General features: G+C 45.3%; 22 protein-coding genes and 1 pseudogene. 21 read left to right on the forward strand and 2 right to left on the reverse strand.

The features are described from left to right. Positions 1 to 121 precede the first annotated feature (121 nt). The 20 genes and pseudogenes from NG821_RS10380 to NG821_RS10475 all read left to right on the forward strand — a co-directional run. Positions 122 to 808, forward strand: a pseudogene (locus tag NG821_RS10380) (adenylosuccinate synthetase); the annotation flags it as partial. Positions 809 to 851: 43 nt separating this feature from the next. After that, the gene (gene hisS, locus NG821_RS10385) at positions 852 to 2,216 is read left to right on the forward strand and encodes a histidine--tRNA ligase (protein WP_252761597.1); all 1,365 of its coding nucleotides are present in this window, start codon (positions 852 to 854) and stop codon (positions 2,214 to 2,216) included. Position 2,217: 1 nt separating this feature from the next. Further along, positions 2,218 to 3,240, forward strand: a complete 1,023-nt coding sequence (locus NG821_RS10390) for a rhamnogalacturonan acetylesterase (protein WP_252761598.1) — start codon at positions 2,218 to 2,220, stop codon at positions 3,238 to 3,240. 141 nt (positions 3,241 to 3,381) lie between these two features. Beyond that, positions 3,382 to 3,831 (forward strand): Fur family transcriptional regulator, encoded by a 450-nt coding sequence (locus tag NG821_RS10395; protein ID WP_252761599.1) that lies wholly within the window; start codon positions 3,382 to 3,384, stop codon positions 3,829 to 3,831. Positions 3,832 to 3,920: 89 nt separating this feature from the next. Further along, positions 3,921 to 4,484: an NADH peroxidase gene (locus NG821_RS10400; RefSeq protein ID WP_252761600.1), complete on the forward strand. Its 564-nt coding sequence runs from the start codon at positions 3,921 to 3,923 to the stop codon at positions 4,482 to 4,484. A 379-nt stretch (positions 4,485 to 4,863) separates the two neighbouring features. Then, positions 4,864 to 5,403, forward strand: a complete 540-nt coding sequence (locus NG821_RS10405) for a DMP19 family protein (RefSeq protein WP_252761624.1) — start codon at positions 4,864 to 4,866, stop codon at positions 5,401 to 5,403. 19 nt (positions 5,404 to 5,422) lie between these two features. Beyond that, positions 5,423 to 5,905 carry an SsrA-binding protein SmpB gene (gene smpB, locus NG821_RS10410; protein WP_252761601.1) on the forward strand — a complete coding sequence of 161 codons (483 nt, stop codon included), beginning with the start codon at positions 5,423 to 5,425 and terminating at the stop codon, positions 5,903 to 5,905. Positions 5,906 to 5,920: 15 nt separating this feature from the next. Further along, positions 5,921 to 8,722, forward strand: coding sequence for a methionine synthase (metH, locus tag NG821_RS10415; RefSeq protein WP_252761602.1), 2,802 nt, complete (start codon positions 5,921 to 5,923; stop codon positions 8,720 to 8,722). A gap of 35 nt (positions 8,723 to 8,757) precedes the next feature. Then, positions 8,758 to 9,378 (forward strand): HAD family hydrolase, encoded by a 621-nt coding sequence (locus tag NG821_RS10420; protein ID WP_252761603.1) that lies wholly within the window; start codon positions 8,758 to 8,760, stop codon positions 9,376 to 9,378. Between the two features lie 134 nt (positions 9,379 to 9,512). Then, entirely contained in the window at positions 9,513 to 9,935 is a 423-nt protein-coding gene (locus NG821_RS10425) for a hypothetical protein (RefSeq protein WP_252761604.1), read from the forward strand. 18 nt (positions 9,936 to 9,953) lie between these two features. Continuing rightward, complete coding sequence (gene map, locus NG821_RS10430) at positions 9,954 to 10,820, forward strand: type I methionyl aminopeptidase (protein WP_252761605.1); 867 nt, start codon at positions 9,954 to 9,956, stop codon at positions 10,818 to 10,820. 20 nt (positions 10,821 to 10,840) lie between these two features. Beyond that, positions 10,841 to 11,866, forward strand: a complete 1,026-nt coding sequence (tsaD, locus tag NG821_RS10435; protein ID WP_252761606.1) for a tRNA (adenosine(37)-N6)-threonylcarbamoyltransferase complex transferase subunit TsaD — start codon at positions 10,841 to 10,843, stop codon at positions 11,864 to 11,866. Between the two features lie 51 nt (positions 11,867 to 11,917). Further along, positions 11,918 to 12,433 carry a CinA family protein gene (locus NG821_RS10440; RefSeq protein WP_252761607.1) on the forward strand — a complete coding sequence of 172 codons (516 nt, stop codon included), beginning with the start codon at positions 11,918 to 11,920 and terminating at the stop codon, positions 12,431 to 12,433. A 118-nt stretch (positions 12,434 to 12,551) separates the two neighbouring features. Further along, on the forward strand, positions 12,552 to 12,815 hold the full coding sequence (gene rpmB / locus NG821_RS10445; RefSeq protein WP_252761608.1) for a 50S ribosomal protein L28: 264 nt from the start codon (positions 12,552 to 12,554) through the stop codon (positions 12,813 to 12,815). A 4-nt stretch (positions 12,816 to 12,819) separates the two neighbouring features. Beyond that, the gene (rpmG, locus tag NG821_RS10450; protein ID WP_252761609.1) at positions 12,820 to 13,008 is read left to right on the forward strand and encodes a 50S ribosomal protein L33; all 189 of its coding nucleotides are present in this window, start codon (positions 12,820 to 12,822) and stop codon (positions 13,006 to 13,008) included. A 14-nt stretch (positions 13,009 to 13,022) separates the two neighbouring features. Beyond that, complete coding sequence (locus NG821_RS10455) at positions 13,023 to 13,178, forward strand: DUF4295 domain-containing protein (protein ID WP_252761610.1); 156 nt, start codon at positions 13,023 to 13,025, stop codon at positions 13,176 to 13,178. 151 nt (positions 13,179 to 13,329) lie between these two features. Then, on the forward strand, positions 13,330 to 14,292 hold the full coding sequence (ftsY, locus tag NG821_RS10460; RefSeq protein ID WP_252761611.1) for a signal recognition particle-docking protein FtsY: 963 nt from the start codon (positions 13,330 to 13,332) through the stop codon (positions 14,290 to 14,292). A gap of 12 nt (positions 14,293 to 14,304) precedes the next feature. Next, positions 14,305 to 15,618 carry a 30S ribosomal protein S12 methylthiotransferase RimO gene (gene rimO, locus NG821_RS10465; RefSeq protein WP_252761612.1) on the forward strand — a complete coding sequence of 438 codons (1,314 nt, stop codon included), beginning with the start codon at positions 14,305 to 14,307 and terminating at the stop codon, positions 15,616 to 15,618. Beyond that, entirely contained in the window at positions 15,608 to 15,901 is a 294-nt protein-coding gene (locus tag NG821_RS10470) for an HU family DNA-binding protein (RefSeq protein WP_252761613.1), read from the forward strand. The genes rimO and NG821_RS10470 overlap by 11 nt, the downstream gene beginning before the upstream one ends. After that, positions 15,879 to 17,534: an HU family DNA-binding protein gene (locus NG821_RS10475; RefSeq protein ID WP_252761614.1), complete on the forward strand. Its 1,656-nt coding sequence runs from the start codon at positions 15,879 to 15,881 to the stop codon at positions 17,532 to 17,534. Before NG821_RS10470 ends, NG821_RS10475 begins: the two co-directional genes overlap by 23 nt. Before the next feature lie 420 nt (positions 17,535 to 17,954). Here NG821_RS10475 and NG821_RS10480 read toward each other — a convergent pair whose 3' ends face one another. Then, positions 17,955 to 18,458, reverse strand: a complete 504-nt coding sequence (locus NG821_RS10480) for an NUDIX hydrolase (protein WP_252761615.1) — start codon at positions 18,456 to 18,458, stop codon at positions 17,955 to 17,957. Between the two features lie 22 nt (positions 18,459 to 18,480). Continuing rightward, on the reverse strand, positions 18,481 to 19,323 hold the full coding sequence (gene ispE / locus NG821_RS10485) for a 4-(cytidine 5'-diphospho)-2-C-methyl-D-erythritol kinase (RefSeq protein ID WP_252761616.1): 843 nt from the start codon (positions 19,321 to 19,323) through the stop codon (positions 18,481 to 18,483). Between the two features lie 109 nt (positions 19,324 to 19,432). On the opposite strand from ispE, the gene dnaB reads away from it, so the two are divergent. Next, on the forward strand, positions 19,433 to 20,923 hold the full coding sequence (gene dnaB / locus NG821_RS10490) for a replicative DNA helicase (protein WP_252761617.1): 1,491 nt from the start codon (positions 19,433 to 19,435) through the stop codon (positions 20,921 to 20,923). Positions 20,924 to 21,136: the final 213 nt, after the last annotated feature.

Raw genomic sequence — 21,136 nt, forward strand, 5'->3', positions numbered from 1 at the left:
TGCCTAAGCCAATAGCCGCAGACAGCATACCGCAGCCTGCTTATTCTTTTATTGTGTCAAAACAAATAAGTTAAACCTGAATAGCCGATTTACTGGCTGTTCGCAATAAAAACATTTTCGAATGAAACAGTTCAAATTCGTGGACAGCGAATTCGAGGTGAATGACTTGTTGCGCTCCGGGAAAAATATTCTCTGCGAAGGTGCTCAGGGAACGATGCTGGATGTCGATTTCGGCTCTTATCCCTTTGTGACTTCCAGTAATACCATCTGTGCCGGTGCCTGCATCGGACTTGGTCTGGGACCTAACAAAATCGGAAATGTCTTTGGAATCACAAAGGCTTATTGTACGAGAGTAGGCGCCGGTCCTTTCCCGACAGAACTCTTCGACGCTACCGGGAAAAGCATCCGTGAGAAGGGTCATGAATTCGGGGCTGTGACCGGGCGCGAGCGCCGTTGCGGCTGGATAGACCTGGTTCAACTCCGCTATTCTGTCATGATCGATGGCGTCACAAAACTCATTCTGATGAAGAGTGATGTCCTCGATGACTTCAAGTCTATCAAGGCATGCGTCAGTTATCGGTTGAAAGACGGGACGACCACGAAAGATCTTCCTTATGATATCGAAGGTGTAGAACCTGTCTATAAGGAGTTGCCGGGGTGGAATGCGGATCTGACAACATGCAGGTCAGAAGACCAACTGCCACAGGCTTTCAAAGACTATATCCAATTTATTGAAGACTATCTGGAGACTCCTATTGCAATATTGTCAGTAGGTCCTGACCGTAAGGCGACAATCGTCAGAGGTTGATGATTGGAGAAATAAACTGTAACTATCATAAATTAATTTAAGAATGTCACAAAAACCATCCATCCCCAAAGGCACCAGAGACTTTGGCCCTGAGGAGATGGCAAAAAGAAACTATATTTTCAATGTTATCAAGAGCGTCTATGCTCTATATGGCTTTCAGCAAATAGAAACGCCTGCCATGGAGACCCTTCATACTTTGATGGGGAAATATGGCGAAGAGGGCGACCAACTTTTATTCAAGGTTCTGAACTCAGGTAACTACCTGGCTAAAATCACGGACGATGAACTCCGGGAAAAGAATGCCCTGCATTTGGCCCCGAAACTCTGTGAAAAGGGCCTGAGGTATGATCTGACTGTGCCGTTTGCACGATACGTCGTCATGCATAGGGATGAAATCCAGTTGCCTTTCAAGCGTTATCAGATTCAACCGGTATGGCGTGCCGACCGACCGCAAAAGGGGCGTTATCGTGAATTCTATCAGTGCGACGCCGACGTGGTGGGCTCTGACTCCTTGCTCAACGAGGTCGAACTGATGCAGATCGTGGATACGGTATTCACCCGTTTCGGCGTGAGGGTCCAGATCAAAATCAACAATAGGAAGATCCTCTCCGGTATGGCAGAAGTCATGGGTGCGGCTGATAAAATGGTCGACATCACCGTGGCTATTGACAAACTCGACAAGATCGGACTTGAGAATGTCAATGAAGAACTCCACAATGACGGACTCAGTGAGGATTCCATCTCCAAACTGCAACCTATCCTGGCTCTGCAGGGAACGAATGATGAAAAGTTATCCGCTATCAGTGATATCTTGAAAGACAGTGAAACGGGTACTAAGGGAGTAGAAGAAACCCGGTTCATCTTGGATACATTGAAGAAACTGAATCTGAAGAATGAAATCCAATTCGATTTGACTCTCGCCCGCGGCCTCAATTACTATACCGGCGCTATCTTTGAAGTGAAAGCTTTGGATACCCCAATGGGGAGTATTACAGGCGGTGGCCGCTATGACAATCTGACTGGTATTTTCGGTATGCCGGGATTGAGTGGCGTCGGAATCAGTTTTGGAGCTGACCGTATCTATGATGTTCTGAATACACTGAACCTGTATCCGAAGGAAACGGCAACTTCTACTCAATTGCTCTTCATTAATTTCGGAGAAAAGGAAACGGCTTATTGTCTGCCTGTCGTTGCCAAAGCTCGCCAAAACGGTATCTTCACTGAGATGTATCCTGATAAGGCAAAGATGAAGAAACAGATGAGTTATGCCAATGCAAAGCATATCCCTTATGTCGCTTTGGCCGGGGACAACGAGATCCAAGCTGAGAAAATCACGCTGAAGAACATGGGCACCGGGGAGCAGAAATTGGTCTCCGCTGATGAACTGGTAGCGATTATAAAAAAATGAGATGAGAAGATGGGGTGTATCACAACCTGTACGTGTAAAGTGTCGCCGGTTGATTTTGCCGGTGCTTTTTACCGTTGTGCTCGGTGCCTGTACGCACCCTGTTTCCATTTTCATTATCGGTGATTCTACTGCTGCAGATAAAAAGGACCCGTCGACTAATCCTGAAAGGGGTTGGGGAATGGTTTTGCAGGGGTGCTTCGATGACAAGGTTATCGTCAGAAACCATGCTGTCAACGGTTATTCCTCCAAGAGTTTTCTTCAGAAAGGACTTTGGAAACCGGTCTATGACAGTATACGGTCTGGGGATTATGTCTTCATCCAGTTTGGACATAATGATGAGAAACCTGCCCAGGACCGCCATACTGATCCCGGAACGTCTTTTGATGATCATCTTCGTATGTATGTCAGGGAGACCTTGGAAAAGAAGGGCCGTCCTGTCCTTTTCAACTCTGTGGTGAGACGCTGTTTTTATGACCGTACCAAACCGGGGCAGGATGACGAATCCCTCAGACAAACTGTTTATGCGGGTGATGAACCTGTCAACAGTGATACTTTGATCGATACGCACGGTACTTATCTCATCTCGCCCAGAAATGTGGCAGAGGAGATGAATGTCCCTTTTGTGGATGCAAATAAGGTGACGCATGACCTCGAAACAAGGATGGGCATTGTCGGCAGTCGGAAACTCCACATGTGGTTCAGACCCGGTGAAGTGCCTTCCATTCCCAAGGGGCGCCAGGACAATACGCATTATAATATCTATGGTGCGCATCTCGTGGCGAATGCTCTGGCGGATGAGATTGCACGGAAAGTCCCCGATTTGAAAAAGCATGTCCGGCACTATGATTTCGTCGTCTCCCATGAGGGGAGGGGAAACTATATGGATCTGCAACAAGCCGTGGACGATGCGCCTAAAGGACAACCTGTAAAGATTTTGGTGCTGGGAGGAAAATGGCAGCGGCCAAAAGTCGTTGAAGGGAAAAATATCCACTATATAAAGGCTTTTGGAGCAGTCATAAGGTAAAAGAATTTGCTTAAAATGTGTTGAGGAATTTATGTTTTGTATAATTTTCAACATTAGAATGATATTTCCCCCAATCTGTTTGGGATTTTAAAGATAATGATATATCTTTGCAACAGAATAAAAATAAAATAAAATTTCGAGATGGAACAAAAGAATGAAGCATATCAGAGGCTTGTCAAAAATGGCGTTCGCCCGTCAGTACAGCGTTATGAAATAATGAATTACTTGTTGACTCATTTCAATCATCCCACTGTAGATGACGTTTATCAAGGTTTGTGTGATCAGATCCCGACTTTGAGTCGTACAACGGTCTACAATACACTGCGCCTGCTCTCAGAGCATAATGCGGCCCAGATGATTACCATTGATGACCATCATGTATGCTATGACGGGAACATTAATCCCCACGTCCATTTTATTTGCAAGAAGTGCGGTAAGATCATTGACTTGTTCGATGAAAAGGCTCCTCGCATTCGCAAGCAGACTGTCATCGACGGCAATATCGTCGAGGAAGAACAACTCTATTACAGAGGACTCTGTGCTGAATGTGCTGCCAAGGAGAAGAAAGAAACGACTGAAGATCAAAATTGAAACAATTGAGGATTTGACTCCGGGACCGGCGGGTTTCGGAGTCCTTATTGTATTCAGGTTTGCGATAATAAATACAAAACAAAAACATTATGAAAAAGAAGTTTATTTGTACCGTTTGCGGGTACATTTATGAGGGAACTGAGCCCCCTGAGCAGTGTCCGATTTGTAAAGCTCCGCGCAGCAAATTCAAGGAATTAGGCAGTGATTCTGATTTAGACGCTAAATTCGCTACCGTTCACTATCTCGGCGCAGCTTACAAAGAGGGTGTTTCTGATGACCTGATCCAGCATTGCAAGGCTACATTCAAAGGTGAATGCAGTGAAGTGGGCATGTATATGGCCATGGCTCGTGAAGCTGACCGTGAAGGTTATCCTGAGATTGCACGTACTTTTGAACGCTATGCTGCTGATGAAGCTAATCACGCCAGCCGCTATGCTGAACTCTTAGGTGATTTGGTACACGATACCAAGACTAACCTGGAAGCTCGTATCAAGGCTGAAAAGGGTGCTTGCGCTGAAAAGTTCGAAGCTGCCAAGAAAGCCAAGGCTGAAGGCAATGATACACTCCATGATACCATTCATGAGATGGCTAAGGATGAAGCTCGCCATGCAGCCGGTTTTATCGGTCTTTACAAGAGATTTTTCGTTAAATAATTGCTTGTCCCTATGGGTCTCATAGGGACATTCAAAGATGTTAATGCCTGATTGTATCAATCGGGCATTATTTTTATGCTTTTTTGAAACGTACATAGTCTAAGTGTTTTGACCTCCCGCATCTGTGTAGTCGGATACTGGAGTTTTCTGTCATATTCTTTTTTGTCCACTCTTAAATGCAAGTCTGGAGTTTAGAAGGATGAGCGTTGGTTGTGTCCTGTCGGATAGACACAGCATCGGTACTTGGATACAGGCGTTTTGTTCCCTAGGGGATGCTGTAGGATTTTTTTACCTGATGAAGATCATTTTTGTTTATATAGTTAGGGATAAATAAAAAATTGCGTTATCTTTGCAAAAAGAAACTCCTTATTCGACACTTATGATAGAGGTAAAAATAAATAATCAGGATCTGCAGCAGGCTGCGGAAAAAGGCGATGATGCGTTCGTAGGCGTTTTTGTGGAAAACATCAGAAAGGCGATCGGTGGAGATTTAACCGCTGAGAATATGGGTGAATTGAACCCGGACCAGATCACTCTTCTGGGGTGGGATGTTCTGCATACGGAAGTGATGGACGGTGGCCTGATCCAACTCATTCATAATGGATACGGCGGTTTCATTTATATGAATCCGACAGACAAAGCGTTTCGCAATTGGGGCATGATCGATCTTTATCGCTGGATCAATCGCTCTCATGGGCTATATGTCAGCAATCATCAGGTGATCGAGAAGGATTGCTCTGACGATGAATTTATGGCCTTATACGAGAAATTCCCGCAATTTGATGACTTTGACGATGCTTTCGTGGAGAATGAGGAGCAGTGGACTTCTGATATTGCCCATTACATCGATGAGCATATCGTACCGGGTGAAGGTGATATCGTCGGAAAAAGTACCTTCGCCTTGATTGTGAATGATTGATTGAGAAAGGAGACAACTGATGAGTAAGAAAGACCAACACGATTCAAATAAGAAAAATTCGGTTCAGATCAGAAATAAAAAGGCTTCCTTTGAATACTTTTTCATTGATAAACTGACTGCCGGTATTGTCTTGACCGGAACTGAAATCAAATCGATCCGCAATGGAAAGGCTTCTTTGGTGGATTCCTATTGCGATATATATAAAGGTGAAGTTTGGGTGAAGGGAATGAGTATCTCTCCTTATTTCTATGGGTCTTACAGTAACCAACCTTCCAAGAGGGACCGCAAACTCCTTCTGAACAAGAGGGAAATCAGACATCTCCAGGAAGCAACTAAAGAACCCGGTTATACGATTGTCCCTACACTTATTTTTATTGACAACAATGGGCGTGCTAAAGTGAATATCGCTTTGGCTAAAGGTAAGAAGGAATATGACAAGCGTCAGACCTTGAAAGAAAAAGAAGACCGACGAGAAATGGATCGTGCCATCAAGCATTATTAATTTCTGTATGTGTATATGGATAATCAATTGAAAAGAGTTGACTTAGGTGATTTAATCCGAAAGAAAATCCTTGTTCTCGATGGGGCGATGGGGACGATGATCCAGAAGTGCCATTTGGAGGAGAACGATTTCTTGAACGAGGAGATCTCTTCCAGTTTGGAAGAACGCGTGCTTGTCGGCTCTGTTCAAATGAAAGGCAATAATGACGTCTTGAATCTGACTCATCCGGAGATCATAGAAGACATTCATCGGAAATACCTGCAGGTAGGCGCGGATCTGATTACGACAAACACATTTTCTTCTCAACGCATCTCCCAACGTGATTATCATCTGGAAGATTTTAGTTATAAAATGGCCTTTGAAGGAGCGCGAATCGCCCGGAAATGTGCTGATGAATGGAGTACGCCCACACACCCGCGTCTTGTCCTGGGTTCTGTCGGGCCTACCAATGAAACTTGTTCGATGAGTCCTGATGTCAGTAATCCTGCTGCCCGCAATTTGGATTATGACACTCTTTTTTCAGCTTACAGCGAGCAGATTGCCGGCCTCCTTTCAGGGGGTGTGGATGCAATCCTCATTGAGACGATCTTCGATACCCTGAATTGCAAGGTAGCTATTGACGCGGCGATAACTGAAATGGCGAAGTTGAAAGTCAAACTACCGATCATGCTCAGTGTGACGATAAGTGATCTTGCCGGTCGTACGCTCAGTGGTCAGACGCTGGAAGCTTTCTTGGCCAGCGTTTCCCCTTATCCGATATTTTCCGTCGGACTGAACTGTTCTTTCGGACCAGCACAGATGAAACCTTTCTTGAGAGATCTGGCTGCCAAATCCCCGTATTATGTCAGTGTTTATCCCAATGCTGGCCTTCCCAATGCCATGGGACTTTATGATGAGACGCCTGAGACAATGGCTCCTAAAATACAATCCTTTATCGATGAGGGGCTAGTCAATATTGTCGGCGGTTGCTGTGGCACAACTCCAGAATTTATTGCCAAATATATTCCTATGGTTGAGGGGAAACATCCTCATCAACCTGTCCCCCGTCCCAAAACACTTCATTTGTCAGGGCTGGAACTGTTGGATGTGACGCCTGAGGTCAAATTCGTCAATATCGGGGAGCGTTGTAATGTGGCGGGCAGTCGGAAATTCCTGCGTCTGATCAGGGAGAAGAAATACGATGAAGCCGTCTCCATTGCCCGAAAAGAGGTCGATGATGGGGCTTTGGTGATAGATGTCAATATGGATGACGGCCTTCTGGATGCGAAAGCGGAAATGGTGAATTTCCTCAACAGGATTGCTGCTGAACCTGATATTGCCAAAGTACCTGTGATGATTGATTCCAGTAAATGGGAGGTGATCATTGCGGGTCTGAAGTGCCTTCAGGGAAAAGGTATTGTGAATTCTATTTCCCTGAAGAACGGTGAGGATGAATTCCTTGCTCATGCCAGAGAAGTCAAACGCTATGGGGCTGCGTGTGTCGTCATGTGCTTCGATGAAAAGGGGCAGGCGACCACTTACGAACGGAAAATAGAAATCGCCCGAAGAGCTTATCACCTTCTCGTAGAGGAAGTGGGAATGAATCCTCTGGACATCATCTTTGATCCGAATGTCCTTTCCATCGCTACGGGAATGGAAGAGCATGATGCCTATGCCGTGGATTTTCTCCGTGCCACAGAGTGGATCCGTAAAAATCTGCCCGGTGCTCACGTGAGTGGCGGTATCAGCAATCTCTCCTTTTCTTTTCGTGGCAATAATACGATTCGCGAGTCCATGCATGCCGTCTTCTTGTATTACGGTTTGAAATGCGGCTTGGATTTCGGGATCGTAAACCCCTCAGCAAAAATCACTTATAATGATATACCTGAAGCACAACTTCCAATCATTGAGGATGTCATTCTCAACCGGAAGAAGGGCGCTTCGGAACAACTTATAGAACTGGCGGACAAACTCAAGGCGGATGATGATTCGAAAAAATCACAGGGGCTTTCTGCAACTCAAACGTCTCAAACTCAAGATGAATGGCGGACTCTGCCGCTGGATAAACGCCTGATCTATGCGCTCAGGAAGGGTATTTCTGACTATCTGCAAGACGACTTGAAAGAAGCATTGGCTGAATATCCTCATGCAGTGAATATCATTGAAGGACCACTGATGAACGGCATGAACGAAGTGGGAAAGTTGTTCGGTGCCGGGAAGATGTTCCTCCCTCAGGTTGTCAAGACTGCTAGGACAATGAAACAGGCGGTTGCCATCCTTCAGCCTTATATCGAGTCGGAAAGGACAGACCATTCTGCCAAAGCCGGAAAGGTACTGTTGGCTACCGTCAAAGGTGACGTTCACGACATCGGCAAGAATATTGTGGCGGTCATCATGGCCTGCAACAACTATGATGTGATCGATATGGGGGTGATGGTACCGGCTGAGCAGATCGTAAAGAAAGCATTGGACGAAAGGGTGAATATCATTGGGTTAAGCGGATTGATTACACCTTCACTTGATGAGATGGTCAACGTTGCCAAGCAACTCCGCCAGGCTGGATTGAACATTCCCATCATGATAGGAGGCGCCACGACGAGCCAGTTGCATGTAGCCTTGCGCATTGCTCCGGTCTATGGCGGACCTGTTGTCTGGATGAGGGACGCCAGTCAGAATCCTATCATAGCTTCGCGCCTGCTTAACAAAAAAGAGGAGCCGAAACTTGAGCAAGAACTTGATAGAAAATATGCCTCCCTTCGGGAGAACTACAAGAAGGAGCAGGAACGGTTATTGTCTCTGGATGATGCCAGGAACAACAAATTGAACCTGTTCAACTAGAATATCAATTACGTCAGGATAAAAAATAAAAGAGTATGATAAAGAATATCATTTTCGATTTAGGGGGTGTCATCTTCACCATCGATGAGAAGCAGGCTGTCAACAGATTCAAGGAGATAGGACTGAAGACAGCGGAACAACAACTGGATCCTTATAGGCAAAGTGGTTACTTCGGGGATTTGGAGTCCGGAAAGATCAGTGCAGAGGAATTCCGCAGCAAACTGAGTGACACGATCGGCCGCGAGGTCTCTATGGCGGATTGTCGCTATGCCTGGACAGGATATGTCAAACAACTCCCTCAGGCTAATCTGGAGGAGTTGATTTCTCTGCGCAAGTCCGGTTTCCGCGTTATTCTGCTGACGAATACGAATCCGTTTATGATGAGTTGGGCAGAGAGTAATGAATTTGACGGTCATGGCCATCCCTTGTCTTTCTATTTTGACGCAACCTACAAGAGTTATGTCATGAAACTGATGAAGCCTGACAAGAGATGTTTCGAGTACCTTCTTGATCATGAGAAAATCAATCCGCAGGAAAGTCTGTTCGTAGATGACGGTCCTCGAAATGTGGCTGCTGCAAGAGAATTGGGATTGCACACCTATTGTCCTTCAAACGGAGAAGACTGGATAAACAAGATAAGCGATTATTTAAAATAATTAAAATAATTAAAAATCTGTATTTTCATTTGATGGAATATTGAATATTTAAACTTTTCCTTTAACTTTGCAAAAGAATACTTATTTCAATACCTTTTCGTCGAGAAGAAGTACATAAATAAAAGGAAGATTCGATGAAAAAAATAATTTTAGTGGCTTTTGCTGTCATTTTCACCATGTCGGTATTTGCACAGCGTACCAGTTATGATGTCATAGCAAAAGTTCCTTTCGATGCTCGCAAGATGCAATACGGTAAGATTGATCCTGTGAATATGAAGATCGTGCGGGTTGGAAATGAGGCAGTCTATATCGGACCTGACAAGTACACTGTAAAGAGTGTCGAAAGGGATTATAAAGATTCCGTCATGGAATACAAGGAATATGATGCGGTCAACGAAAAGGGACAAGAATATACCATAAAAGTTGCTTACGATGGGACGGCGACCCCTGAGGTCATGCGTCACTTCGTATTGATCTTCAATGATAACGATATATACAATTGGACTTATTATTATACTTCCGCCGGCAAAGAGTCGAGTGAGGGAGTGTCCAAATGACTTTTAGAATTTACTGAAATGATGTTTAAACAGAAAAAGAGATGGCATTGCCTGCCGGGAGCTCCTCTGACAGAACTGGATAAGAAAGTGATGTATTGGGAGAGTAAGGGCAAGGAAGTGCCTACTCGGGACTTGATAAAAACACCTGAGCAAATCGAAGGTATCCGCAAAAGCGCTGTCGTGAACAACGGTCTCCTCGATACGGTGCAGGCAGCTATTCACCCGGGAATGAATACCCAGGAGATAGATGATATCGTAAACGACTATTTGAAAGAGCATAATGCCCAGTCGGCTACACTAAACTATGAAGGTTTTCCGAAAAGTGTATGCACGAGTATCAATGAAGTGGTTTGCCACGGTATTCCTAAAGAGGAAGATGTCCTCAAAGAGGGGGATATCGTCAATGTCGATATGACGACTATCGTGAACAACTATTACTCTGATGCCAGCCGTATGTTTATCGTAGGTGGCAAGACTACGCCGGAAAAGGAACAGTTGGTCCGCGTGACTAAGGAGTGTCTGGATATTGGCGCGGAAGCTGCCAAACCTTATTGCTTTGTAGGCGACATCGGCCATGCCATTCAGAAGCATGCTGAGAAATACGGCTATGGTGTCGTCCGGGACCTCTGCGGTCATGGAGTCGGCTTGGCCATGCACGAACCGCCAGATGTACTGCATTACGGTCATAAGGGAACAGGTATGCTCTTGGTTCCGGGAATGTGCTTCACCATTGAACCGATGATCAACATGGGGACATGGAAAGTGTTCCTGGATGCAGACGACCCTTATGGTTGGGAGATCATCACGGGAGACGAGAAACCTTCTGCCCAATGGGAACACACCTTCCTCATGACAGAACATGGCGTAGAAGTTTTATCTGAATAAGTTAGGATTAAGTAATACAGATGAAGGATATTTATATCTTAGGTATTGAGAGCAGCTGCGACGATACTTCCGCGGCCGTTCTTCGTAACAGAGTGATTATGAGCAATGTTACTGCTTCCCAAGAGGTGCATCGTGCCTATGGCGGAGTAGTGCCTGAACTGGCTTCCAGGGCTCATCAACAGAATATAGTACCAGTAGTTGACCAGGCTTTGAAGAGAGCCGGCATCACCAAGGAGCAGTTGTCTGCCGTTGCCTTTACACGCGGTCCTGGATTGATGGGATCCCTGTTGGTAGGCGTGAGTTTCGCCAAAGGTTTTGCACGTTCTTTGAACATTCCACTGATCGATGTCAATCACCTTCAAGGTCATGTCATGGCCCATTTCATCAAGGAAAATGACGAGGATACTCATATGCCTCCTTTCCCGTTTATCTGTCTGCTGGTCAGCGGCGGCAATTCCCAAATTGTAAAAGTCAATGCCTACAATGATATGCAGGTCTTGGGACAGACCATTGACGATGCAGCCGGTGAAGCTATCGACAAATGCTCTAAAGTGATGGGACTCGGTTATCCCGGAGGACCTATCATTGACAAACTCGCCCGTCAGGGGGACCCTGAGGCATTCAAATTCGCAGAGCCTCATGTTGCCGGACTGGATTATTCTTTCTCCGGTCTGAAGACATCGTTCCTCTATTCCATGCGTAAATGGGTGGCTGAAGACCCTGACTTCATCGAGCATCATAAGAATGATCTTGCTGCCAGTCTGGAGCATACGATCGTGGATATTCTCATGAAGAAACTCCGTCTGGCTGTCGAGGGCACGAAGATTACCCATGTTGCTGTGGCCGGAGGTGTTTCTGCCAATACCGGTTTGCGCAATGCCTTCAAGGAGCATGCCGCTAAATACGGTTGGACGATCTACATCCCGAAATTCAGTTATACCACAGACAATGCGGCAATGATCGCTTGTGTGGGTACTTACAAGTATCTCGACAAGGATTTCGCATCCATCGAATTACCGGCTTTCTCCAAAGTCACTTTCCAATAAGGATCACCTGATTATCCTGCAAGGGATATTCCTAATTTTAAACCAATGAAAATGGAATTAGAAACTAAAATTTTGAGTAAGCAGATCCAAGAACTGCTTTATAACAACGAAAAGACACTGGGAACCGCTGAAAGTTGTACAGGCGGCCGGATTGCGGAAGCGATCATTGCTGTACCGGGAGCTTCAAATTATTATAAGGGCGGAATCATCTCTTACACAAATGAGATCAAGGAAAAACTGCTGAATGTGAGTCATCAGGTACTCGAAGAGCAGACAGCAGTGTGCGAAGAAGTTGCCAAGGAAATGGTCAGTGGAGCGATCAAGGCTTTGGATGTGGATTTTGCAATCAGCGCTACCGGCATAGCCGGCCCGACAGGGGGGACGAAAGAAATCCCTGTTGGAACGATTTGGCTGGGCTATGGCAATGCAGGGGATATCAGGACTTTCGAACTGACAGAAGATTTCGGTCGGGATATCAATCTTGGGATTGCAACCAATAAAGCCTTACAACTCTTATTGAACTTTCTGAAGGAGCACGAGAAGGAATTGGATGCGGAAAAGAAATAAAAAATCTTAAAAGATAAGTTTTTCCGAAAGATTATTTTGTAAATCCAATAAAAGTATGTAATTTTGCACGCTGTTTGGAATAGGTTTCAATTAACGAACTTAAAAATTTGAGATAGAAATGTCAAAGATCTGTCAGATTACAGGAAAGAAGGCACAGAGAGGTTGTAATGTGTCTCACTCAAAGCACCACACAAAGCGTAACTTTGATGTCAACCTTTTCAGCAAGAAATTCTATTATGTAGAACAAGCATGCTGGATTAGCCTTAAGATCAGTGCAGCCGGTCTGCGTCTTATTAACAAGATTGGTCTTGATGCTGCTTTGAAGCGTGCCGTTTCCAAAGGCTTCTGCGATTGGAAGGAAATTAAAGTAATAGGAGAATAAAACCATGGCAAAGAAATCAAAGGGCAATAGAGTACAAGTGATTTTGGAGTGCACTGAAATGAAGAAGAGCGGTCTGCCAGGTACAAGCCGTTACATCACTACCAAGAATCGTAAAAATACTCCGGAGCGTCTGGAGTTGATGAAATACAATCCTATTTTGAAGAAGATGACTCTTCATAAGGAAATCAAGTAAGAGGAGATATAATTATGGCAAAGAAAGTAGTTGCTACCCTCCATGAAGGTTCTAAGGATGGGCGCGCATATTCCAAAGTAATTAAGATGGTAAAAAGTCCGAAAACAGGTGCTTACGTTTTCGACGAGGAAATGGTTCCTAACGAAGCTGTTAAGGATTTTTTCAAATAAGCCGATAAATCGGTAAAACATTTGATAAGTCGTGATCTCTAAGGAGATTGCGACTTTTTCTGTTTGTAGGCCTCTCAAGTTCAAATTAATCTCCCTAGCTGTCAGAATTCTCGATTTAATTTCTTAAATTTGCAGAAAATACATATAGAATATGGCATTGTTTGGTTTATTCAATAAAAATAAGAAAGAAACGCTCGACAAAGGTTTGGAGAAAACAAAGGAGAGCGTTTTCGGCAAACTCGCCCGGGCTGTTGCCGGGAAATCAAAAGTTGATGATGATGTCCTCGATGATCTGGAAGAGATTCTGATCTCTTCGGACGTGGGGGTTGATACAACCATTAAGATAATTGACCGTATCGAGAAGCGGGTTGCACGCGACAAGTATGTTTCTACCTCTGAATTGAATGGCATTCTCCGCGATGAAATCGCCTCTTTACTCACTGAGAACAATTCCGTTGACAATGAGTCTTGGGATTTGCCAACGGATCACCGGCCTTATGTCATTCTCGTAGTCGGTGTGAATGGCGTCGGGAAGACCACGACAATAGGCAAGTTGGCTTACCAGTTTAAGAAGGCCGGCAAACAGGTTTACCTCGGTGCTGCAGATACTTTCCGGGCTGCGGCAGTTGAACAGATAGAGATCTGGGGAGAGCGAGTGGGCGTACCTGTTGTCAAGCAGCAGATGGGATCTGACCCGGCTTCCGTCGCTTTCGACACCCTCCAGAGCGCTCAGGCCAATCATGCGGATGTCGTACTGATAGATACGGCAGGACGTCTGCACAATAAGGTCGGTCTGATGAATGAATTGAAGAAAATCAAGAATGTCATGAAGAAAGTTATCCCGACAGCCCCTGACGAAGTATTGCTCGTCTTGGATGGCAGTACGGGACAGAATGCCTTTGAACAGGCCAAACAGTTCTCCGCCGTTACCCAGATCACTTCATTGGCGATTACCAAACTGGATGGTACTGCCAAGGGTGGCGTCGTGATAGGTATCAGTGACCAGTTGAAAGTACCGGTAAGATATATCGGTCTGGGAGAAGGTATGGAGGACCTTCAACTCTTCAATAAAAAGGAATTTGTCGACAGTCTGTTCAACAACAGTAAAAAGTAAGGCATCAGGAAGATGAAGAAGAATCAAATTGATGTCATTTCCATGGGCTGTTCCAAGAATCTTGTAGATTCCGAACTCCTGATGAAACAGTTTGAAGCCAATGGCTTTCATTGTACTCACGACAGTAAGAACCCGCAAGGGGAGATCGCAGTGATCAATACCTGCGGTTTCATCGAAAGTGCAAAAGAGGAAAGCATCAATACAATACTGCAATTCGTAAAGGCTAAGCAGGAAGGCCGACTGAAGAAACTATTTGTCATGGGGTGTCTGTCCCAGCGTTATCAGAAAGAACTGGAAAAGGACATTCCTGAAGTTGACAAATATTACGGAAAATTCAATTACAAGCAACTCCTGAAGGACTTGGGCAAGGCTGACGTGCCGACATGTGACGGTATGCGCCATCTGACAACGCCTCACCATTACGCTTATATAAAAATTGCCGAGGGATGTGACAGACACTGTGCCTATTGTGCCATTCCCCTTATCACCGGAAAGCACACCAGTCGTCCCGAAGAAGATATTCTCAATGAAGTCAAAGGACTCGTTGCCGATGGCGTCAAGGAATTTCAGATCATTGCACAGGAACTGACTTATTATGGCGTAGATTTAGACGGTCACAGGCAGATCGCTGACTTGATCAGTAAGATAGCTGATATTCCGGGTGTAGAATGGATCCGGTTGCACTATGCCTATCCGACCCAGTTTCCCTTGGAATTACTGGATGTCATCAGGGAGCGGCCCAATGTCTGCAAGTATCTTGACATCGCATTCCAGCACAGTAGTGATCATATGCTTTCCCGTATGCATAGGCATATCACGAAGAAAGAGCAGATGGACCTTATTCAGGAGATGAGGGACCGTGTCCCCAGAATACATATCCGTACGACGCTGATGGTCGGATTTCCCGGAGAGACTGACGAAGACTTCCAAGATCTTCTGGACTTTGTGCGTTGGGCTCGTTTTGAGCGTATGGGGGCATTTGCTTATTCGGAGGAGGAAGGCACCTATAGTGCACTTCATTACCGGGATGATGTGCCGTCAAAGGTCAAACAAGAGCGTCTCGACGAACTGATGGCCGTCCAGGAAGAGATTTCCGGTGAGTTGGAAGCCCAACAGGTGGGAAAGACTCTGAAAGTGATCATCGACCGCAAAGAGGGATCCTATTTTATTGGGAGGACAGAATTCAGTTCCCCTGATGTCGATCCGGAAGTTCTTATACCTGTTTCGGAGAATCCTCATATCAGAACCGGCAGATTCTATCAAGTGCAGATTACAGGGAGTGAAGATTATGACCTCTATGGAAAAATAAAAGCCCATGAACACTAAGGAAATGATAGCCGTCCTGGCAGAGAAAAGCGGATTTACGCAAGAGAATACGAGAACGCTCTTGCGAACTGTTGTGGATACCCTGACTGAAGAAGTGAGTGAAGGCAGGACTGTCATCATTCCGGGTTTCGGCACTTTCGAGGTCAAGAAACGGCTTGAACGCATCATCGTCAATCCTACCACGAAACAGCGGATGCTGGTGCCACCGAAACTGATTTTGAATTTCAGACCTTCAGCTACCATCAAAGAACAGTTGAAGAATGGAGGACCGCGCAATGCCTAAAAGCAGTTTGACCTTATTATCGGAACGCCTGGTAGAAAAGCATCACCTGGATCCGGCGACAGCGGACAATTTCGTCAAGAACTTGCTCGAGGTCATCAATCAGGGATTGCAGCAGGACAAAGTTGTAAAGATCAAGGGTTGGGGGACTCTTAAAGTCATCCATGTCCATGATCGGGAGAGTGTGGACGTCAATACCGGAGAAAGGATTGTCATTGAAGGCCGTGACAAACTCACGTTTACGCCTGAGTCTGTCTTGAAGGAAATTGTGAACAAACCTTTTGAACAGTTCGAAACGGTCGTCGTTAACGATGGTGTAGACTTTGACTCGATTGATCAGAAGTTTGCTGATGATACATCCCTTGAGGGGGTTAATGATGATGAAGGCGGAGACGTAGATACAGAGGAGAATCCTCTACCTTCCGCAGAAGGACTTTCAAAAATCTCTGAAGATCGTCCTGAGATCTCGACACCTGAGAAGGCCGCTCCAGTACCGGACGCTCCGGAATCAGAAGATTCGGATGAGGGAGAAAAAGCTGATCAGACTGATACAGAATCTCCTGCACCTTCTTCTCCTATTTTGGAGAATATACCCCAAGAGAAAGCGCCTTTTCTTAAAGAGACTGGCAAAGCGGATGTTCCCACTCAAGAAAAGCCGGAAGTGAAAGAACCTGTCTTCTCTTTGGAGGATGACCGGTCTGAGAAAGAGAGTGCACCGGTTGTAGAAAAACCGGAAAGCAAAGGTTCGACATTCTCTCTGGAAGATGATCGGACTGTACAAGAAAAAACTCCTACAGCAAATGAGCAGGAGGTTAAAGAACCGGTCTTTTCCTTAGCAGATGAGGATTCTCCCGAAACAGATACACCGAATTCTGAGGAACAAGACGTTCAATCTGCGAGCGTTTCGTTGGATAAGAAGCAAGAGATCAAAGAAAATACCCCGATAGTTGACAAACAGAACGGGGAAGAGGAACCGTCTGCAGAAACCGAACCGATGCCTGCCAAAGAGCAAGTCGTCAAAACGGAATCCTCTTCTTTGCAGGAAGACCAAACGGCTCAGGGGACTACGACTATTACAGACAAACAAGGACATGAAGATACGCCTTTGTCAACTGACGAGTCTGAGAGATCTCACCAACATCACATCGGGCATGTTTCCATGCCTTCATACCTCATTTTTATTACCGCTTTTCTGTTCCTGGCTTTAATTGCCGGATTAGTCGGATTGAGTTATCAGTATGGCAGGTTAGTATCAGAGTATAATCTAGTATCTTCCAAAATCCATCATTTGGAATCAGCCGTTTCTATGGTACCTTCCAAACCGGCACCCAAGCCTCGTGCTCAGAAACGCGTCTTGCCTCCAGCGGCACCTAAGACAGATACTGTAGCGAAAAAAACTCAGACTAAATCTTTTCCTTCTTATGATTCTGACCCTAGAGTGCGTACAGGCGCTTATCGGATTATAGGTATTGACAAGGTTGTCACTGTCAAGAAAGGTCAGACGATTTCAGGATTGAGTCGGACTTACTTGGGAAATGGAATGGAGTGTTATGTAGAGGCAGTGAATGGCATCACAGAAGTTAAAGAAGGGCAGAAAGTCCGTATTCCAAAGTTGGAATTAAAGAAGAGAAGATAGAATATTCCAGTTCAAGGAGTTGTCTCTTAATCGGTTATAAAATATATCGAAAGAAAACAACTCCTCACTACGGGATAAGTGAAACAACTTTTCATTGAGGATGTTTTTGTCTCTTTCTGTGAATTTAGGCTTTCGTGAGAATTAGAAATAGAAATGAAGTTCTTCTCTGACTGTCCTCTGATGTATTTAGAGAAGAATTTCTTAGGGTACCTTTAACTAAAAGAGATCGTATCAGTCCCTAAAAACTTTTTCTTGAGAAATTCAGATCGTTTTCAAAGCGGATATCAAATCGTTTTGAAGCATCCTTCAGAAACGATCAGCTTCATAAGTTTGTGCCATTCAAAATCAGTGGGGTAGTTTTGGGTCTATTGTTATGAACTCCATTTCTGAATGATGCCTCAGTATCCTATAAGGTTAGGTTTATTTTCTGAAGAACTTTCGGTATTCGTTTTCAAAATTAGGTGTGAATACCCCTTTCCCGAGTTGCTTTTCTATATCCTCTATTGACCAGAACCTCCCGCCGTCAAGTTCTTCTTTGGCAGTATGGACTTCGCCATCGTAAACACAACGATGTACGTAAACCAGTTCTTTCTCCCGTTGACTTTCGAAGACATAATGTCCCATATCGATAGGCTGGAAATCCGTGATGCCCAGTTCTTCACGTACCTCTCTTTTCAGGGCTTGCTCCACACTTTCACCGAAATCGATGTGGCCACCGCAAGAAGTATCCCATTTGCCAGGTTGGATGTCCTTCCACAAGGGACGTTTCTGGAGGAATATCTCGCCCTTGCTGTTGAACAGGTGCAGATGGACCACCGGATGCAATATTTTACAGCCATCATGGGCATGCCCTCTGGTAATTTCACCTAATATGTTTCCGTTCTCGTCTACTATCGGAAACTTCTCAGTTGGATTGTCTCTCATCTCTGAATTCCTTTCATATCACTTAGTCCAAAACTTTCACGGCGACATAAGCCCCGGGAAACTCTTCCTCGATTCCCAGTGTTTTCTGTCTGAAGATTCCGAATATGGCACTTCCGCTTCCACTCATTTGGGCGTATACTGCACCCCTGTTGTATAAATGTTGCTTGATGGCTTTCAACTCAGGCCATTTCTTGAATACGGGTTTTTCAAAGTCATTTACGAGATCTTCTTTCCAAGTATCTATAGGTTGTCTCACCACTTCACGGCAGCATTTTGCAGGTTTATGAGGTTGGATTTCCTGAAAAGCTTCGGCTGTGCTGACAGAGATGTCAGGTTTGACGACGACCAGACAATACCCGGAGAGATTCCCTTTGGGACTATCCGCAGGTTCCAGAATATCGCCGATCCCGGATCCGTAACTCGGTTCTGCTGTGATGAAGAAGGCGCAGTCGGCACCCAATCTTGCCGCATAGCGTTCCATCTCAGGATTGCCGATATTCAGGCGGAAACGCTCATCGAGTAGTCGGATCATGTAAGCTCCGTCAGAAGAGCCGCCTCCCAGACCGGCTTGTGAAGGAATCTGCTTGTATAGATGGGCATGGACCCGTGGCAGAGAAAAGTCTTTGGCCAAGAGGTCATAAGCTTTTACCACCAGGTTGGAACGTTCGTTGCAGTCTATACCGTTCCCGGTCACCTTCAAGTCACAAGGGATATCGCTCGGGAATTTTGCATCCATTGCCTTGATCTCAAGCGCATCATAAATGGGAATAGGGTAGAAAACAGTTTCCAAACTGTGATAGCCGTTTGGCAATGTTCCGACAATATTCAAACCGAGGTTAATTTTCGCACAGGGAAAAGTAATCATTTCGTTTCTGTTTGATCTGATATGACAAAATTACTAAAAAAAGGAATACCAAGCAACGAATCCTCCTTGTTTTTTTATTACCTTTGCAGCCTAAGCTATAAAAATTAAGATGGCAGAAGAAAAGAAAAACAACACTCGGAAGCGCCGTACGCCGACGCCTATCGATGAAAGTTACGGGCATTTACAACCTCAGGCAACTGAAATTGAACAAATCGTCATCGGTGCCCTTCTGGTGGACAAGGATGCCTTCTCGGTTGTCTCTGAGATCCTTCGGCCAGAAACTTTCTATGACCCGCGGAACCAAAAGATTTACCAGGCCATTCAGACCATGAATCTGGAGGAGCGTCCTGTGGACATCATGACCGTCATAGAGGAACTCAAGCATGAGGGGACTCTGGACGAGATTGGAGGACCTGCTTATATACTCGATATCAGTCAGCATGTGGCATCATCCGCTCACATCGAGTACCATGCGCATATTCTTGCCCAGAAATACCTGGCACGACAGTTGATCCATTTTGCCAGTGAGTTGGAGACAGAAGCCTTTGACCCTCAGATCGACATCGATGAGTTGATGCAGAAGACAGAGGGCCATTTGTTTGAACTCTCGCAGAAAAACATGCGCCAGGACTATACGCAGATCGACCCGATCATACATGAAGCGACGGAAATCCTCCAGCGGGCAGCAAGTAATCCCGAAGGTCTGACAGGTATTCCGACAGGGTTTACCAGACTGGATGAGATTACCAGCGGATGGCAGAAGAGTGACCTCGTCATCATTGCCGGTCGTCCTGCAATGGGCAAGACCTCCTTCGCCATGAGTATCGCCAAGAACATAGCCGTAGACCACCATATCCCTGTGGCATTCTTTTCATTGGAAATGAATAAGGTCCAACTTGTCAACAGACTTATTTCCAATGTTTGTGAAATACCCGGTAACAAGATATTGAACGGTCAACTCGATGCAGCTGACTGGGACAGACTGGACAAGAAACTCCGTTTGCTTAGCGGTACACCTCTTTATATAGACGATACGCCGGGACTGTCTGTCTTTGAACTCCGCACGAAGGCGAGACGACTGGTCAGAGAGCAACATGTCAAGATCATCATGATCGACTATTTGCAGTTGATGAATGCCAACGGTGCACGTTTCAGCAACCGTCAGGAGGAAGTCTCCACGATCTCGAGATCGCTCAAGGGACTTGCCAAGGAACTGGATATTCCTATCCTCGCCCTGTCACAGTTAAACCGTACTGTAGAAAACCGTGAAGGCTTGGAAGGGAAGCGGCCTCAGTTGAGTGATCTGCGTGAATCCGGAGCCATTGAGCAGGATGCCGATATGGTGCTCTTCGTCCACCGACCCGAATACTATCACATCTATGAAGATGAAAAGGGTCATGACCTCCATGGTATGGCACAGATCATCATAGCCAAGCACCGTAAGGGCGCGACGGGAGATGTTCTCCTGCGCTTTAGGGGTGAGTTTACGACCTTCCTCAATCCTGATGACGACGGAGGCTTTGCTCCGCTTCCACCTCAGGAAGGTGGGGAAATCATCGGGAGTAAGATGAACGGGGACAGTGACGCGCCGCCTTTCTGATGCCGAAGGCGGGAGCACCCCTTCAGCTCCTCGTCCTTGAAACGAATCTATTGTTGAAGATATTAACAGATTAAGGTCATCAAATGAATGAATCTATCACTTTTTATGTTAAAAAAGTAATTATTTCTTGTTAGTTTCATTTTAATTCTTTACCTTTGCGTCCGAATTAGTAAAGAATATATCAAAAATATATCAAAGCAATGATTCCACAGA

Origin of the sequence: Segatella cerevisiae, assembly GCF_024054555.1 — a bacterium.
Taxonomy (GTDB): Bacteria; Bacteroidota; Bacteroidia; order Bacteroidales; family Bacteroidaceae; genus Prevotella; species Prevotella cerevisiae.

Excerpts from the sequence above, each read along its gene's own strand:
- NG821_RS10440 (WP_252761607.1), top strand. The coding sequence starts at position 11,918 with ATGGAATTAGAAACTAAAATTTTGAGTAAGCAGATCCAAGAACTGCTT.
- NG821_RS10420 (WP_252761603.1), top strand. The coding sequence starts at position 8,758 with ATGATAAAGAATATCATTTTCGATTTAGGGGGTGTCATCTTCACCATC.
- tsaD (WP_252761606.1), top strand. The coding sequence starts at position 10,841 with ATGAAGGATATTTATATCTTAGGTATTGAGAGCAGCTGCGACGATACT.
- rpmB (WP_252761608.1), top strand. The coding sequence starts at position 12,552 with ATGTCAAAGATCTGTCAGATTACAGGAAAGAAGGCACAGAGAGGTTGT.
- rpmG (WP_252761609.1), top strand. The coding sequence starts at position 12,820 with ATGGCAAAGAAATCAAAGGGCAATAGAGTACAAGTGATTTTGGAGTGC.
- map (WP_252761605.1), top strand. The coding sequence starts at position 9,954 with ATGATGTTTAAACAGAAAAAGAGATGGCATTGCCTGCCGGGAGCTCCT.
- NG821_RS10480 (WP_252761615.1), bottom strand. The coding sequence starts at position 18,458 with ATGAGAGACAATCCAACTGAGAAGTTTCCGATAGTAGACGAGAACGGA.
- NG821_RS10470 (WP_252761613.1), top strand. The coding sequence starts at position 15,608 with ATGAACACTAAGGAAATGATAGCCGTCCTGGCAGAGAAAAGCGGATTT.
- hisS (WP_252761597.1), top strand. The coding sequence starts at position 852 with ATGTCACAAAAACCATCCATCCCCAAAGGCACCAGAGACTTTGGCCCT.
- metH (WP_252761602.1), top strand. The coding sequence starts at position 5,921 with ATGGATAATCAATTGAAAAGAGTTGACTTAGGTGATTTAATCCGAAAG.
- NG821_RS10475 (WP_252761614.1), top strand. The coding sequence starts at position 15,879 with ATGGAGGACCGCGCAATGCCTAAAAGCAGTTTGACCTTATTATCGGAA.
- NG821_RS10455 (WP_252761610.1), top strand. The coding sequence starts at position 13,023 with ATGGCAAAGAAAGTAGTTGCTACCCTCCATGAAGGTTCTAAGGATGGG.
- NG821_RS10390 (WP_252761598.1), top strand. The coding sequence starts at position 2,218 with ATGAGAAGATGGGGTGTATCACAACCTGTACGTGTAAAGTGTCGCCGG.
- smpB (WP_252761601.1), top strand. The coding sequence starts at position 5,423 with ATGAGTAAGAAAGACCAACACGATTCAAATAAGAAAAATTCGGTTCAG.
- dnaB (WP_252761617.1), top strand. The coding sequence starts at position 19,433 with ATGGCAGAAGAAAAGAAAAACAACACTCGGAAGCGCCGTACGCCGACG.
- NG821_RS10405 (WP_252761624.1), top strand. The coding sequence starts at position 4,864 with ATGATAGAGGTAAAAATAAATAATCAGGATCTGCAGCAGGCTGCGGAA.
- NG821_RS10425 (WP_252761604.1), top strand. The coding sequence starts at position 9,513 with ATGAAAAAAATAATTTTAGTGGCTTTTGCTGTCATTTTCACCATGTCG.
- rimO (WP_252761612.1), top strand. The coding sequence starts at position 14,305 with ATGAAGAAGAATCAAATTGATGTCATTTCCATGGGCTGTTCCAAGAAT.
- ispE (WP_252761616.1), bottom strand. The coding sequence starts at position 19,323 with ATGATTACTTTTCCCTGTGCGAAAATTAACCTCGGTTTGAATATTGTC.
- ftsY (WP_252761611.1), top strand. The coding sequence starts at position 13,330 with ATGGCATTGTTTGGTTTATTCAATAAAAATAAGAAAGAAACGCTCGAC.
- NG821_RS10400 (WP_252761600.1), top strand. The coding sequence starts at position 3,921 with ATGAAAAAGAAGTTTATTTGTACCGTTTGCGGGTACATTTATGAGGGA.
- NG821_RS10395 (WP_252761599.1), top strand. The coding sequence starts at position 3,382 with ATGGAACAAAAGAATGAAGCATATCAGAGGCTTGTCAAAAATGGCGTT.